We start from the raw sequence: 16,102 nt of genomic DNA on the forward strand, positions 1-16,102 counted from the left end.
CCGTCCCGCCGGCGAGACATGGCCGCGTCAGAAAGCGCAGACCAGAGCCGGTGCGACCACCCCGCAACGGTCACTCCCGTACCCACTCCGCCACACCCCCGGGGCACGGACCTGGTGCCCCACCGGCCCCCTTGGCCACAATCGCACCGCCCCGGCCCCCGCTGGAGGGGCCGATCCGTTCCCCCGGGCGAGCATGGGCTTCGTCCTTCTGGACCCGACGGCCGGCCCGCTCCGCCGCGATCCGCGGCCAGACCGTCGCCTCCGGCTCCCAGTCCACCGACCTCGTCGACGCCCTCACCGAGGCTCAACTGACCTGGGAGGACCGCGCCGGCCCGAGCGACTGGTTCTCCCCCACCGACACCCCCCGCTACCGCGCCATGATCGCCTTCGCCCTCCCCCGAGCGACCACCCCACCTCCGAGGGTCCGGCCGAACGGCGGCTACCGCTCCTGCGGCATTGCCTGATGGATCGCGGTGATCGTCGCCGCGACATCGAAGCCGAGCACCGGATCGGGCCGCCCGGAGAGCAGATCGGCATAGAGCGGGCGATAGTGGGCAACCTTCCGTCCGGTCCGGCCGTCGTTGCCGAAGGACGCCAGCAACTCGCCTTCCCTGACGGCGAATCCGGTCATGGCGGTATGGTCGATCCAGACCTCGACACCGGAACGGCCGAGCAGCAGACAACTCTCCTTGCTGCTGGCTCCGGTCAGCCAACTGCTGCGCAGGCGGGCCGAGCCGGTCTCGCCCCGGGACCTGAAGCCCACCGTGCACCACGCACTCGCGCCTCCGTCCATGTGCTCGGCGGAGGTGAGCCCGGCGAGTTCCACGAAGCGGGTGAGCATGCTGAGCTGGTTCACTCCGGAGTCCATCCAGCTGGAGACGTAGGAGGCGAAGGCCTCCGCTCCTCGCAGGACGTAGGGGTCATAGAAGGCAGACGTGACGGTCGTGACCGGCCCCCATTCGGGGTGCGCCGCGAGCAGCTCCGCCGCCCAGTCCACCTCGGGCGAGAAGGCGAAGTGGTGGGCGGTGAACACGCGGCCACGCACATCGGCCTTGCCGTCCAGGTCGCGCAACGCTTCAAGGGCAGCGCGATCATGCACCAGCGGCTTCTCCACCAGCACACGGGCCGTGGAACGGAGCAGGGTCAGCTCCGTCAGCTCGGCGTGCGTCTCCGTCGGGGTGGCGAGGACCACCAGGTCCGGCCGGTGCTCGTCGAGCGCCCGGACGAGGTCGCCGTAGTGGGGCGCTGGCCGGCCCCGGAACACCACGGGCGCCACAGCTCGGGGATCGACCGTGAACTCCAGCTGCACGTCAGGCCGTTCGGCAAGGACGGCGAGGTGGGTCTCGGCGATGATGCCGACCCCCACCAAACCGATACGTACCGGCTCGACACCTACCGGCTCGACGCGTGCCGGGTTGGCCATGAGCTCTCGTCCCCTCGTCCGATCCGGCCCTGTGCCTCAGGGCCCCGGTGCCTCATCGTCGCGCGGCCACCCCGGCCCACCGGCCCAACGACACGGCCGGACCGTCGACCCACTCGACCCGCGGTTCGTGCTCCATCGCCGTCGGGACTCCCTCGATCCAACTCGTCACGATCGGGACCCAGTAGGTGTTACCGCCCGACCGACGGGTTCGCGCGTCCAGCTCGGCCCGGGTACGGCGGGCCCCCTCGTGGTCGCCACCGAGGACTCGGAGCAGGACCTGGGCCACGTCGGCCAGGTTGTGACCGCCTCGGTACCCGATCTCGTCCGCCAGCCGCCGGGTGCCCTCGATCGCCTGCACCGCGGCCCCACTGTCACCGGCCACCGCGTGAGCGACCGCCTCGGCGGAGCGGGCCTTGACCAGTTCGACCGGGTTCGGCACCAGGTCGAGCAGGTCCCGCGCGCGGGCCGCCGCATCAGCCACCGCCGCCTTGTCGCCGGACCAGCACACGGTCTGCGCCAGGTTGGCCAGCGCCTTCGCCTCCGCGGCGGCCAGACCCTCCCGCCGGGCCAGGCCGATCGCCTCCTCGTACGACGCACTCGCCTCGTCGAAGCGCGCGTTGACCCGCCAGATGTGCCCGATCAACCGCAGCCGCTCGCCCTCGTCCTCCGGCCCGCGGCTGCGCTGTTCCCGCAGCGAGTCCAGGGCGGTTCCGAACCGCCCGTTGAGGTAGTCGAAGTCGCAGAGCCAGTAGCGGGCCGCCGCATCGAACTCGCCCCCCGCCAGGGCACGGTAGATCTCGGCCGCCCCGGTGTAGTCGCCGTGGTTGCGCAGCGCGTGGGCGAGGTGGATCCGCACCAGCTGCGCGGTCGGACTGCCCGACGGCAGACCCTCCCCCGCGGCACCGAGCACCTCCACCGCCTCCGCTGCGCGGCCCGTACGGCGCAGCTGGACACCCTGTACGGCGGCGAGTACGGCCCGGTACTCCGGTGCCCCGGTCCCTTCGACGGTGAGCCCGGCGCCCAGCTCCGACCACTGCCCCGCCTCGATCAGGCGCTGTGCCACACGGGCCATCCAGTCCTCGAAGACCCCGTGCACCGCCGAGAGCTTGAGCCCGGATTCCAGCGCCTGGGCGAGGGCGATCCGCCCGGCGTCCGGCCCGAGGCCCTGTCCCAGCCAGGCGAGCAATCGGGCCGCGACCTCGCTGCGGTCCCGGTCGGACCAGCCGTCCGGGAGGGTCCGGTCCGCCTCCCCGATGGCGTGACGGAGCGCCGCGTGCAGGGCGTACGGCAGCTCGTAGGCGTCGTCGTGGGTCAGGAACGGCCGACGCAGGAACCGGGCGACGCTGCCGTCGGAGACGCCGGGCTGTCCGGCCCGCAGCAGTTCGGCACCGACCCGGTCGGTGAGCGCCGCGGTCCGGACCAGGTCGCGTTCCTCCCGGGGCAGGTCACGGATCGACCGGGTGGCCACCGCCGTGAACGAGCCGCCGAAGTCGGCCGGCGACGGCTGCCCGTGGCGCGCGAGGAGCGCGACGAAGTGCGACACCGACAGGTCCAGGTACAGGGGCAGCCCCTGGCCGCCGGAGATGATGCGCCGACGGACCTCGGCGGGCATGGCGGGTCGGCCGTCCCGGACGAGCGCCTCGCGGAGGTAGCTGTCGGCGTCGGAGTCCGAGAGGTAGCCGACGAGGTGCTGGCGGGGTTCCGCGGTGTCGTTGCTGAAGTGCAGGTTGGGCCAGCACTGCGGGCCGGTGAAGTCCAGCTCGCCGCCCGCGCCCGCGTCGGCCCAGTCGATCCGGTTCCGGCCGGTGATCACGAACAGGACGTTGGGCATCAGATAGGCGCAGCGCTGGATCAGGCGCTCCACCGTGCGGTCGGCGCGCCCGTTGACCACCTCGAAGGTGTCCAGGAACACGCACACGGTGGGCCGCTGGGCCGGCCGGCCCCGGTGCGGAAGGCGGTCGAGGTCCCAGGCCAGCAGGTAGGGGAAGTAGGAGAGCGTCTCGTAGTCCGCGTCGGCCTCGACCAGTTCGGCGAACAACTCGCAGTCGGCCAGCAGCCGCCCCTCGCGAACCCGGTCCCGGACGGCACGGTAGGTGGCCAGGGCGGCGCGGTGCGCGAGCCCGGTCAGTCCGCCGAGCCCGGTGGGGTCGACGTCCCGCACCGTCTCCGCGATCTGGTCGCCGAGCCCGACACTCCGGGAGGCCCGGCGCAGCGCCGGTGCGGAGTCGAGGAAGTCCTGCAGGGGTTCTCCGGGGTGCGCGCGGGCCCAGTACGCGGCGAGCGCCAGGTCGAACGCCTGCCAACGACTGCCCAACTGCCCCAGCCCTGCCCGCAGGCGCAGCAGCAGGCCCTCGATGTCGCATGCGCCGTCCTCGGAAAGGTCGACGCGTACGGCCACGACATCGTCGCGCCCCTCGGCCGCCGCGTCGGCGAGCAGCCGGCGCTCCAGCTCGTGCGAGAGCGTCGTCTTGCCTATGCCGCCGACCCCGTACAGCGTCAGGACGTTGCGGCGTCCCTGCGCCCGATCCATCACCGGCGAGACCTCGGCCTCGTCCAGCGTCCGGCGCAGGCCCGCCACCGACCGCTCGAAGGCGGCCACCTCGTCCACCCGGTTGGTGAAGACCTGCTGCGCCGTCACGGTGGACGACAGGCCGCTCATGAACGCGGCCCGAAGGTTCACCCGTGCCATCCCGCCTCCTTCTCCGCGCCGCCAGGGCGGGTTTCCAATGCGCATCGCGTGAGGAGCATTCGCCTTGAGATCCTGTCAGTTTCCGGTGCGGCAACACAAGAAGCCTCCCTGACCGGCGGGAATGCGGCCAGAGTCACGAGGTGCCGTTCCGCCCGGGCGCGCGCCGCTGTGCGGCGCGCGCCCGGGCGGCACGTGGTGGTGCGGGGCGGCGGTTACCAGAGGCCCGGCGGGGTCTCCCAGCCGGGCAGGTTGCCGGTGAACGTGCCGTCGGGGCGGCCGGGGACGACGGCGAGGCTGAAGCGGGTGTCGCCGAAGTCGTACATGAACGTCAGGTCGGCGCGGTTGTCGCCGTCGTACTTGCCTCCGGTGAGGGTGAGGGCGTTCCAGTCCCAGTTGCCGGACGGGATGTCCCAGCCGCCGGTGAAGCCGTTGACGGTGCCGTCGGGCCGGCCGGTGAAGGTGAAGAACCGGACGCGGCCGTCGGGGTAGCTGTAGACCGCGCCGATGTCGGCGTAGCCGTCGCCGTTGAAGTCGCCGGCGGCGTACTTCGCGCGTTCGGGCCACCAGTCGTTCGGGCCTCCGGTCCAGGCGATGGACGCGGCGTTGAACCCGCCGTCCGGGCGGGCGCGGAAGGTCAGCAGCCGGGCGTTGCCGTTGCCGAAGTTGTACATGACGGTGATGTCGGTGCGGCCGTCCTTGTCGAAGTCGCCGGCCAGCAGGGTCGAGGCCGACGCGCACCAGTTGCCCGCGCCGGAGCGGTAGCTCGCGAGTTCGGTGGCGAAGCTGCCGCTGGTCTGGCCGTAGAGGGTGAACAGGCCGGAGTCGCAGTTGCCGTAGTCGTACAGGAAGGCGATGTCGTCGCGGTGGTCGCCGTTGAAGTCACCGGTGACCGGCTTGATCGCGTTCCAGCCCCAGCTGCCGGGCGGCACGTCGCGGCCCAGCTGCTCGTCGAAGGACCCGTCCGGCCGGCTGAGCCAGGTGAAGATCTTCACCCGGCCGTCCCCGTAGCCGTAGACGCCGGCCAGGTCGTCGCGTCCGTCGCCGTTGAAGTCGCCCGCCAGGTACTTGGCGCTGCCGTAGCACCACCAGTCCTTGGGCCAGCTCTTGCGCTCGACCGGGTTCGCGGGTTTGCCGTCGGGGCCGGTGGTGAACGTCCAGATGCCCATGGCGCAGGTGCCGTAGTCGACGAAGGTCGCGACGTCCTCGCGCCCGTCGCCGTTGAAGTCGCCCGCCACATTGGTGCGGGCCATCGGGCGTTCGTCCCCGCCGTGGTAGTCGGTCGAGCCGCCGGCGATGCCGTTCCAGCGGATGTAGCCGCCGCTGAAGCTGGAGCGGCGCCCGGCGGCGACGGTGAACTCGTCACTGGTCGGGAAGCCCAGGTAGCTGTTCTCCCAGCCGAGTTGGGACCACTTGGTGCGGATGTCGCCGTGCACCTCGTGCGCGCCGGTGTCCTGGCTCCAGTAGATCGACAGGTACGGCTCGGTGCCGCCGGAGGGCAGCACGAAGTGGTTGTAGCGCCCGGGCTTGACCGGGGTGGGTGTCTCGTCCGTCGTCGGGAATCCGACGACGTTGTGCCCGCCGAGGGCGAGGTAGCGCTGGTAGATGGCGCCGTGCATCTCGTGGGTGCCCGCCGAGCCGGTGAAGGTGATCGCGCCGGGCGTCGCCCCGGGGGCGCCGGCGAAGGTGGAGATCCACGAGGTGTCCAGGCCGCCGATGTTGAGCTCGTCGGTGGTGGGGTATCCCAGGTAGCCCTGCTCCCAGCCGAGTTCGGCCCACTTGTTGCGGATGTTGCCGTTCACGAAGTGGGCGCCGGTGTCGGGCGACCAGTAGACGGAGCCGGCCGAGCCGCCGCCCTCGGCCGCGCCGGACCGGAAGTGCACGTAGCGGCCGATCCCGTCGGGGGTGACGGTGGTGCCGGTCACCGGGTTGCGCAGCGGCCCGGTCGGTCCGCCGAGGGCGAGGTACTTGTCGAGGATCGGTCCGCAGACGCTCAGGCCGGAGAAGCTCTGGCAGTCGGTCCACAGGCTGACGCTGTCGGCGAGCGGCACGGCGGCGCCGAATCCGCCGCCGGGGCCCGTGCCGGTACCGGCGTACAGGGACATGTGCTTGTCGGCGCCGCGGGCCCACAGGTCCGGCTTGCCGTCGCCGGTGAGGTCGCCGCCGCTGCCCAGCAGCGGCTGGGCGGCCGTCCGGAAGGTGCCGCCGACGGCGCTGCCGGGGCCGAGCACCAGGGCGCTGCCCGCGGTGGTGAGCGAGTACTGGGTGAGCGCTCCGGTGGTCCCGTTCCGCGCCCACACCTCCGGCCGGCCGTCGCCGGTCAGGTCGCCCGGTGTGCTGAGGGTGGTGTCGGTCCAGCCCGAACCGAGCAGCACCGGGCTCCGGCCCGCGGCATCCAAGGCGCCCGAGCCGTCGCCCTGGTAGAGCCACAGCTCCCCGCCGGAGAGCACGAGCAGGTCCGGGTAGCCGGAGCCGAGGCCGGTGTCGTCGCCGGTGGCGTTGTCGACGGCCAGCAGGTCGGTGGCGGCCGTGATCCGGGCGCGGTTCGCGTCGTCGCGGACGGGCATCCGCTGGTAGCCGGAGCACTCCTTGTCCACGCAGACCCGCCCGTCACCGAGACCGGGGTGCAGGTACATCTCCACCGTGCCCGTGGTCGGGTCGGTGCGGCGCACGAGGGCGTCGGCGTAGCCGTCGCTGTTCCAGTCGCCCCGGCTGGTGACGAGGTTGCCCTTCCAGGCGGTGGCGTTGTTGGGGAGGGTGTCGGTGTACCGGGAGGCGCGGGCGGGTGTGCCGAGGCCGGTGCCGGTGCCCGGGTAGAACAGCAGCCGGCCGTCCGGGTCCGTGGTGAGGACGTCCACCTTTCCGTCGCCGTCGAGGTCGCCCGGCGCGTCGACCGCGCCGCTGCCCCTGGCCCAGAAGTCGTAGGTCGCGACGTCCGAGTAGTTGCCCGCCCGGTCCTTGCTGCGGACGGACAGGGTGTGCGGTCCCGGGTTCGGGATCCGGAGGCTGATGCCGCGGTTGCAGCCCGCACACGGGGCGTCGACCGCCCGGTGGTCGGGGTCCCACTCCGTCCAGTACTCGTACCGGGCGACGTCGTTCACCCCGTTGGCGGCGAAGTCGAACGGTCCGGTGCCGCGGGCGGGCCCCGTCCGCTCCGGGTCGGGGACGTAGGCGGTGGAGGTCACCACCGGCGGCTTGGAGGGCCTGGAGCGGTCGATGGTGAAGCGGCAAGCCGGGGACCACCCGGACCAGGCCGAGTCGTCGAACGCCACCACGTCCCAGGTGTACTCACCGGTGGGCAGGTCCTGGGTCCGTACGTCGAGCGTCCCGACGTTCCCGGCCGAGACCGCCACCATCCCGGCGTCCCGGGCCGGGCCGCCGGTCGGGTAGAGCCGGAAGTACAGCTTGACGGTGCCGCCGTCGCGGTCCTGGCCGCGGGCGCGCAGCCGGACCGCCGGGGCGTCGCCGAGGACGACGGAGCCGTCGCAGCTGGTCCCGGGGTCCGTGGACAGCCAGTCCGGCGTCTCCGGCGGGTAGTTCGCCTCCGTGGACAGGATGGCACTGGAGGCCTGGAACTTCGTCCACGAGTAGGCGGTGCTCTCGTCGTTCGCGCGCAGGCCGAGCGACCAGTTGTACCAGTGGTTGCCGGCGGCGAGCCGGGCCGGTCCCGTGGTGTCCCACTCGACGTCACCGCCCGGGCAGTCGGCGCCGCCGCCCGCGCCGGTCTTCGCGGTGGACACCGGATAGCCCCACCAGCCGGCCGAGTTGTTCCAGTTGGTGGACGGGCTGATCTTGGGGGTGTCGTAGAGCGTGATCGGCTTCGCGGTGCAGGACCAGCTGTGGGTGGCCCTCAACCGGAACGTCGATCTGATGATGCCGGCGTCCCACAGGTTCGTGGTGTCCAGCTCGAAGAAGGAGCGGGCGGTGCCGTTGGTGTCGGTCTCGTGGCCGACCCGGGCGACGCTCGTCCAGCTGTTGCCGTCACCCTCGTTGAAGCCCGCGCCGTTCCAGTACCCGGTGTTGGGCGTGGGCTTGTACGCGGTCGTCCAGTTCTGCAGCCGGCCGGGGAAGGTCGGGTCGATCACGACCGGGAACACCGTGTCCGGCGAGGTGAGCAGCGACTGCTCGGGGGTGATCGTGAGCGTGGCCGCGTCGCCCGCGCCGGAGACGGCGGCCGCCATCGGGCGGGCCTCCCGGGGCGCGTCCGAGGGCCGGGTTCCCGGCACGCCCTCCGCCCCTGCGTCCGGCGCGGCTTCGGGCGCGGCGTCCGGCGCGGCCTCGGACGCCGCGGAGTGCTTCGCCCCGGCGTCCGCCCTGGAGTCCCACATGAGCGGCTGGGACCCGGTGAAGAACTCCTTGCCGGTGGAGTCCGCGGCCCGGAGCGTGCCGTCGGCCTCCGCGCGCACCGTGACGCCGGTTCCCCTGGTGGTGAAGGTCAGTTGAGCGAGTTTCGGGTTCCGGGCCGCCTCCGGGGTCCTGACGACCAGGACCTCGGAGAACTCCTCGGCGTGCGCGGTGACGACCAGGTCCACGTCCGGGAGCACGTTCGCGTAGGTCGCCACCGGACCCGCGAGGGTCGGGACGGGCAGCGGGACGTCCCAGGAGAACGCCAGCCCGTGCCCCGCACGGTTCAACTCGGCGAGCGCCTGCCCGGGTCTGCCGCCGGAGAAGCGCATGCCGAGCGGAGTGGCGGCGGGCCGGACGCTTCCGTCCGGGGCGAACCCGAGTGTCGGGTCGATCGCGGTCCACTTGCCGTCGACCTTCACCCGCTGCGGCTGGAAGGCCTGTTCGACGGTGAAGGTGCCCGAGGGGTTCGCGAACACCTGGGTGTACTCGGTCCGGGCCGAACCGACCTCGATCCTGCGGCCGGTGCGCCGGGCCTCCGCCGACGCCTCGGCGCGGGTGGCCCTCACCTCCGGGTCGTTCGGGGCTCCGGCGGCGGCCGGCGCGGGCGAGGCCGTCCGGTCCGGCGCCGGCGCGGCGGCGGCCGCCGGCAGGTGGACCGGAATGGCCATCACCACGGCTACTGCGGCGGCAACGGCAACCGGCCTCCACCGGTGGCGCATTCGCTCCTTGCGCGGGGTACGGGCGGTCAAGGCGACCTCCAGGGTGCGGGCCATGCGCGCCCCGGTCCCCGCGCGCGACTGCGTGAAGAGCCTTGGGCGCTGCGGGAGTTCGGAGACTAGCGCGCACGAGCACCGAGCCGTGATGTGACGAGGGTCACACCGGAAGAGCGGTCGGAGACCCTCCGGATCCGGCACCGGTCGACGGGCGGCCCGGATGCACCCTTCGCCCCCATTGGCCCGCACACAAGTGCTGCATAACGCACCGTTCGTATCGCTCCGGATGCAGTGCCGCAGACGCCGACAAAGCGGCACCCTCCGGCGTGACGCAGGCCACACCGTCGCCCGGGCAACCCAACACCCGCTTCTTTACGCCCAATTGACGCAGCGCCGGACCCGGCGAGAATTGTCGGTGCATTGCTGATCTTCGAGTGCTCCGTTCGTACGGTCCCACATCGATGTGTCACGCGGGGGCGGGGCATGACCGGGACGGGGGAACCGCCGTGGCATTCGCGTTCAGGGAAAACCGCACTCCAATGCCGTTACCGCGCAGGGGAAGAGGACCCCTGCGGCTGGTGACCGCCTCAGGGCTGGCCGGGCTGCTGCTCGCGGGGCTGCTCGGCCCGACGGCGGCGTTCGCCGCGAAGTCGTCACCGCCCGGCCCGGTCGGTCCGGCCGCGGCTCCGGTCCGGGTGCGGCCGGTCGCGCCGAAGCCCCTGCCGGCGGACACCGAGGCCGTGACGCCACCGCCCGCCGTGGCCTGGCCCCAGGAGGCGGAGGCCACGGTCGACTTCGCGGCCGGTCCCACCGGACCGGGCAGCTTCGCGGCGGCCGGCCGGCTGCCCGTGCAGCTCTCGCTCGACGCCGGGCCCGGCGCACCCGACGACGCGGCCGACGACCCGGCCGACGGGCGGACGAACCCCTCGGTGCGGGTCACGGCGAGGGTGAAGGTGCTGGACGCCGGGAAGGCGCGCGCCGCCGGGATCAACGGGCTGCTCCTCACGGTGGACACCGGCGCGCTCGGCGACAGTCCGCTCTCGGTGCGGGTCGACTACCGGTCGGTCGCCGGGAAGACCGGCGCGGGCTGGGGTTCCCGGCTGCGGCTGGTGCAACTCCCCGCCTGCGTACTGACCACCCCCGAGGTCCCGGCCTGCCAGGTCCGCACCGACCTCGCCTCGGTGAACGACGCCGGGGCCGAGACCGTGACCGCGCACCTGCCCGGCACCCGGGCCGACGCATCCGCATCCGCGACACCGTCACTCGGAGCGGACGTATCCGCGGCACCGTCACTCGGAGCGGCCGGACCGACGGTGCTGGCGGCCGAACCGCAGGCCGCAGGCGCGAGCGGCGACTTCAAGGCCACCGGCCTCGCGCCCTCGGGCTCGTGGACCGGCGGCAGTTCGGCGGGCGGGTTCGCCTGGACGTACCCCGTCCCCACCCCCGACGTGTTCGGCGGCCCGCGGCCCGACCTCGCGCTGACCTACTCCTCGCAGGCCGTCGACGGCCGCACCTCCGTCAGCAACAACCAGTCCAACTGGGTCGGCGACGGCTGGTCCTTCGCCGAGAACTTCATCGAACGCCGCTACCGCACCTGCTCCGACGACATGGGCGGCAACGCCACCAACACCACCAAGAGCGGCGACCTCTGCTGGTACACCGACAACGCCACCCTCTCCCTCAACGGCACCACCGCCGAACTCGTCCGCGGCGCCGACGGCACCTGGCACCCCGTCAACGACACCGCCGCCAAGGTGGAGAGGCTCACCGGCGCCGTGAACGGCGACAACGACGGCGAGTACTGGAAGGTCACCGACGCCAAGGGCATCCAGTACTACTTCGGCCTCAACCGACTCCCCGGCTGGACCACCGGCAAGGACGAGACCAACTCGGCCTGGACCGTCCCCGTCTACGGCAACAACCCCGGCGAGGACTGCAACAAGCCCGGCAACCACGCCGCCTCCTGGTGCCAGCAGGGCTGGCGCTGGAACCTCGACCACGTCGTCGACCCGCGCGGCAACGCCATGGCGGTCTACTACGCCAAGGAGACCAACAACTACGGCCGCAACGGCAACCTCACCACCGGCGCCTCCACCGCCACCCCCTACATCCGCGGCGGCCACCCGCTGCGGACGGAGTACGGCCTGCGCGCCGACGCCGTGTACGCCACCCCCGCCGCCCGGGTCGACTTCACCGTCTCCGAACGCTGCGTACCCGACGCGACGGCCAGGATCACCTGCGCCCCCGGGGAGCTGAAGACCGACCCCGACCCCGCCAAGGACACCACCCGCTGGTGGCCGGACGTCCCCTTCGACCTCGACTGCGCCGACGGCAAGGAGTGCAAGGGACAGTTCTCACCCTCCTTCTGGACCCGCAAACGCCTCACCGGCATCACCACCAAGGTCCTGGTGAGCGGCGGCTACAAGGACGTCGACACCTGGACCCTCACCCAGACCTTCCCGCCCACCGGGGACACCGCCAAGGAGTTCCCCCTCTGGCTGGAGGCCGTCACCCGCACCGGCACCGCCGGCACCGGAAACCCGATCACCCTCCCCCCGGTCACCTTCAACGGCATCCAGCTCCCCAACCGCGTCGACGGCACCGGCGACGGCGCACCCCCCTTCCTGCGCCGCCGCATCAACAGCATCACCACCGAGACCGGCGCCACCGTCGCCGCCGTCTACTCCCCACAGGACTGCACCACCACCGACCTCCCCGCCCCCGCGACCAACAACCGCCGCTGCTACCCGGTCTTCTGGCAGAAACCCTCCGACACCAAGCCCACCCTCGACTGGTTCCACAAGTACGTGGTCACCCAGGTCCGCGAGGAGGACAACACCGGCGGCGCCCCGGCCAAGGTCACCGACTACACCTACCTCGACGGACCCGCCTGGGCGAAGTCCACCGACGAACTCAGCAAGCCCGAACACCGCACCTGGTCCGAGTACCGCGGCTACGGCACCGTCCAGACCCGCACCGGCGCCGGCAACGACCGACGCACCCTCGCCGAGACCGTCTACCTGCGCGGCATCCCCGGCGCCAAGGTCCCCGACTCCGAAGGCAACACCGTCGACGACGACACCGCCTTCCAGGGCACGGCCCGCGAAACCCGCAGCTACCTCGGCGACGGCGGCCCCCTCGTCAGCGCCACCACCCACACCCCCTGGCAGTCCGACCCCACCGCCACCCGCACCCGCCCCGGCCTCCCCGACCTCACCGCCCGCTACTCCGGCACCGCCCGCACCACCACCCGCGTCCTCCTCGACGGCGGCACCTGGCGCCGGAACTCGACCGCGACGACCTACGACGCCTACGGCATGGTCACCGCGGTCGACGACTCCGGCGACCTCGCCGTCCCCACCGACGACCGCTGCACCCGCACCGAGTACGCCCGCAACACCGCGGCGAACCTGCTCGACCTCCCGTCCCGGGTGGAAACCGTCGCCACCGGGTGCGCGAACACCCCGGCCAGGCCGCGCGAGGTGGTCGCCGACAACCGGAGCGGCTACGACGGCGGCGCGCCGGGCACGGCACCGACCCGCGGGCTCCTCACCACGACCGAGCAGATCAAGGGCGACGGCTCCGGCTACGCCCCGGTCACGACCGTCGGATACGACCTCTACGGTCGCGCGACGTCCATGGCCAACGCCGTCGGCGCCACCACGACCACCGCCTACACACCCGCGCAGGGCGAACCCGTGGCGAGGAGCGTGGTCACCAACCCCCTCGGCCACACCGTCACCAGCGAGTTCGACCCGCGCCGCGCACTCACCACCGCAACCGTCGACGCCAACGGCAAGCGGACCGATTCGGTGTACGACGCCCTCGGCCGCCTGGTCCGGGGCTGGGCCGCGGGCTGGAGCAAGGCCGAGCACCAGTCGTACCCCAGCGTCCAGTTCACCTACGACATCACCCGGACCGGCCCCTCGGTCGTCACCTCGAAGAACCTCCTGCCCAACGGGGCGTACCGGACGAGCCACACGGTCTACGACTCGCTGCTCCGCGAACGCCAGACCCAGGAGCCCACCCCCGGGGGCCGGCTGATCACGGAGAAGTTCTACGACACGCACGGCTGGACGCCGATCGAGTTCAAGCCGTACTACACGACCGGTGCGCCGGAACCGGGACTCGTCTCCGGCGACCCGTACGGCGTGGTGAACCAGCAGGTCACCGAGTACGACGGGGTGGGCCGCCCGACCGCGGTCGTCTCCAAGTACCTCAACCAGGAGAAGACCCGCACCACCACCCTGTACGGCGGCGACCGCACCACCGTCCTCCCCCCGAACGGCGGCACCGCCACCACGAAGCTGACGGACGTCCGCGGCAACACCACGGAACTGCGCGAGTACACCGACGCGGCCCGGACGGCCTGGGCGACGACCGGCTACGAGTACGGCGACCGCGGCCTGCTCACCAAGGTCACCGCCCCCGGCGGCAGCGTGTGGACGTACGCCTACGACGTCCGGGGACGGAAGACCACGACCGTCGACCCCGACAAGGGCGCGCTGGCCCTCACCTACGACGCCCTCGACCGCCCGGTCACCGCGACCGACGCCCGGGGCGACACCCTGACCACCGAGTACGACGCCCTCGGGCGGACCACCGCCGTCCGCAACGGCGGCACCCTGCGGTCCAGTTGGGTGTTCGACACGGTCGCCAAGGGACAGCTGACCTCGTCCACCAGCTTCGAGAACGGCCAGGCCTACACCACCGCGGTCACGGGGTACGACGACCGCGGCCAGCCGACCGGCCGGACCGTCACCGTCCCCGCCGCCGAACAGCGACTGGCCGGCACCTACACCTGGAAGTACTCCTACAACCAGCAGACCGGCAAGCTCGAAGGCACCGACCTCCCCGCGGCCGGCGGCTTCGGCGCGGAGACCGTCGGCCACACCTACGACAACCTCCTCGGCCTGCCGCTGACGACCGCCGGCCTCGTGCCGTACGTCCAGAACACGACCTACGACAACTACGGCCGGATCAGCGGCGTCGACTCCTCGATCCCCGGCAAGCGCGTCTACCAGCGCCTCGGCCACGACCTGCACACCGGCCGGCTGACCGACGTCAGCGTCAAGCGCGACACCGCGCCGGTCGACCTCACCGACACCCACTACACCTACGATCCCGCGGGCAACGTCACCGCGATCGGCGAGCAGCAGCGGGCAGGCGCCGGCGCCGCGCAGACCGACACCCAGTGCTTCGCCTACGACGCCCTGCGCCGGACGACGGAGTCCTGGACGGCGACCGACCAGTGCGCCGCACCGCCGACCACCACGGGCCCGGCGGCGAACGTCGGCGGCCCGGACGCCTACTGGACCAGCTACGCCTACGACGCCTCCGGCAACCGCAGCGCCGAGACCCGGCACGGACTGGCCGGCGCCGGCAGCACCGTGCGCGGCTACAGCAACACCGGCCACCGCACCACCGGGGTGAGCGAGACCGGCCCCGGCGGGACCAGGACCGAGACCTACGCCTACGACGCCACGGGCAACCTCCGGCGCCGGGCGGCCACGGGACCGGGCAACGTGTTCGACCAGACCCTCGCCTGGAACGACCAGGGGCGCCTCGCCGCGAACGGCCCCACGGGCGGCAGCGGCGGCTCGACCTACGTGTACGACGCCGACGGCAACCGCCTGCTCCGCAAGGACGCCGGCCTCGTCACCCTCTACCTGGGCGAGACGGAGCTGACCTGGGACAAGGTCTCGGTCCAGGTCCTCGGGACGCGCAGCTACACCCACGACGGCGTCGTGGTCGCCGTCCGCACCGCCACCACGACCGGCGGCACCGTCGTCACCTTCCAGAGCGCGGACCAGCACGGGACGGCCACGACCAGCATCGACGGCGCCGGCCAGCAGGTCACCCGGCGCAAGCAGACACCGTTCGGGGCACCCCGGGGCGCTCAGCCCCCGCAGGGCGCCGCGGCCGGCAACTGGCCGGACGACAAGGGCTTCCTCGGCAAACCGCAGGACGGCACCGGGCTCACCCACATCGGGGCCCGCGAGTACGATCCGGCGCTCGGCCGCTTCATCAGCGTCGACCCCGTCATGGACCTGAGCGACCCCCAGCAGATGAACGGCTACGCCTACGCGAACAACGCACCGGCGAGCGCGTCCGACCCGACGGGCCAACTGGCGGGCGGGCTGGCGGGCGGGCTCATCCCGGTGCTCGGGGGGATCGCGCTGGCCGTCGGCCTCCTGGTGATCGACCAGGACTACGCGGAGGTCAAGAAGCTCTTCACGGAGCCCCAGCAGCCCGGCCACACGAAGATCAGGAGGACCGCCCCGGTCCGTCCGGGGAACGGCATCATCGTCGTGCGCTTCTTCATCGCGGCCAAGAACCCGGCCCCCATGATGGCCGGGGACGGCCGGGGGTTCACCACCGACGGCGACGCGCCCTACCGCATCGTCCTGGCCTGGGACACCGACACCGGTGAGGTGGTCATGGACGCGGCCCCGACCCATTCGACTCCGGTGGCAGCTCCCGGCAGCGGTCCGATCATCGTGCAGAAGGAGTGGGGAGCGCACGGGGAAGGCGACGGAAACGACTTGCAGAACGTGAAGTCGACCGGCGACGGCTTCAAAGCCACCGTCAAGGGGCTGATCGGCTCCATCGCGAACCTACCGGTACTCAAGTGGGCGTCGATCAACTACGACGTCGAACTGCGCGCGCCGAAGAACAACTGCGGCTTCGACGAGGGCATCTCCGTGAAGATCAAGGGCGACGACTTCCCGCACGTGGAAGCCATCCAGTACCGGACCGGCCAGCCGCCCCGGATGATCGGGACCGACAAGGCCTCCGGCCTCGGCGTCATAGCCACCCAGGGGTGGACGAAGTGGATCCCCGGGGTCGACGGACGCGACCTCAAGTGGAAGGTCCCGAACGACTCCTGGTCGACGCCGCACCTCCCGGGGTCCTGACTCCCCCGGGAGTCCG

Annotated in this window: 5 protein-coding genes; 2 read left to right on the plus strand and 3 right to left on the minus strand. The window is 72.3% G+C overall.

The window, feature by feature from the left end:
- Window positions 1–131 precede the first annotated feature (131 nt).
- Window positions 132–464, plus strand: a complete 333-nt coding sequence (locus tag ADK60_RS05810) for a hypothetical protein (protein WP_053643788.1) — start codon at window positions 132–134, stop codon at window positions 462–464.
- Here the strand turns inward: ADK60_RS05810 and ADK60_RS05815 are convergent.
- The 3 genes from ADK60_RS05815 to ADK60_RS05825 all read right to left on the minus strand — a co-directional run bounded on the left by ADK60_RS05815 (window position 440) and on the right by ADK60_RS05825 (window position 9,124).
- Entirely contained in the window at window positions 440–1,423 is a 984-nt protein-coding gene (locus ADK60_RS05815; protein WP_053643790.1) for a Gfo/Idh/MocA family protein, read from the minus strand. The two genes, ADK60_RS05810 and ADK60_RS05815, sit on opposite strands and share 25 nt — an antisense overlap.
- 52 nt (window positions 1,424–1,475) lie before the next feature.
- Window positions 1,476–4,112: a tetratricopeptide repeat protein gene (locus ADK60_RS05820; RefSeq protein WP_053643792.1), complete on the minus strand. Its 2,637-nt coding sequence runs from the start codon at window positions 4,110–4,112 to the stop codon at window positions 1,476–1,478.
- A 212-nt stretch (window positions 4,113–4,324) separates the two neighbouring features.
- Window positions 4,325–9,124 carry an FG-GAP-like repeat-containing protein gene (locus ADK60_RS05825; protein WP_053643794.1) on the minus strand — a complete coding sequence of 1,600 codons (4,800 nt, stop codon included), beginning with the start codon at window positions 9,122–9,124 and terminating at the stop codon, window positions 4,325–4,327.
- A 623-nt stretch (window positions 9,125–9,747) separates the two neighbouring features.
- On the opposite strand from ADK60_RS05825, the gene ADK60_RS47475 reads away from it, so the two are divergent.
- Window positions 9,748–16,086, plus strand: a complete 6,339-nt coding sequence (locus ADK60_RS47475; protein WP_053643798.1) for an RHS repeat-associated core domain-containing protein — start codon at window positions 9,748–9,750, stop codon at window positions 16,084–16,086.
- Window positions 16,087–16,102: the final 16 nt, after the last annotated feature.

Origin of the sequence: Streptomyces sp. XY431 (genome assembly GCF_001279805.1) — a bacterium.
Lineage (GTDB): Bacteria > Actinomycetota > Actinomycetes > Streptomycetales > Streptomycetaceae > Kitasatospora > Kitasatospora purpeofusca.

Coding starts and splice junctions, on each gene's coding strand:
- ADK60_RS05815 (WP_053643790.1), bottom strand. CDS start 1,423: ATGGCCAACCCGGCACGCGTCGAGCCGGTAGGTGTCGAGCCGGTACGT.
- ADK60_RS05820 (WP_053643792.1), bottom strand. CDS start 4,112: ATGGCACGGGTGAACCTTCGGGCCGCGTTCATGAGCGGCCTGTCGTCC.
- ADK60_RS05825 (WP_053643794.1), bottom strand. CDS start 9,124: ATGGCCATTCCGGTCCACCTGCCGGCGGCCGCCGCCGCGCCGGCGCCG.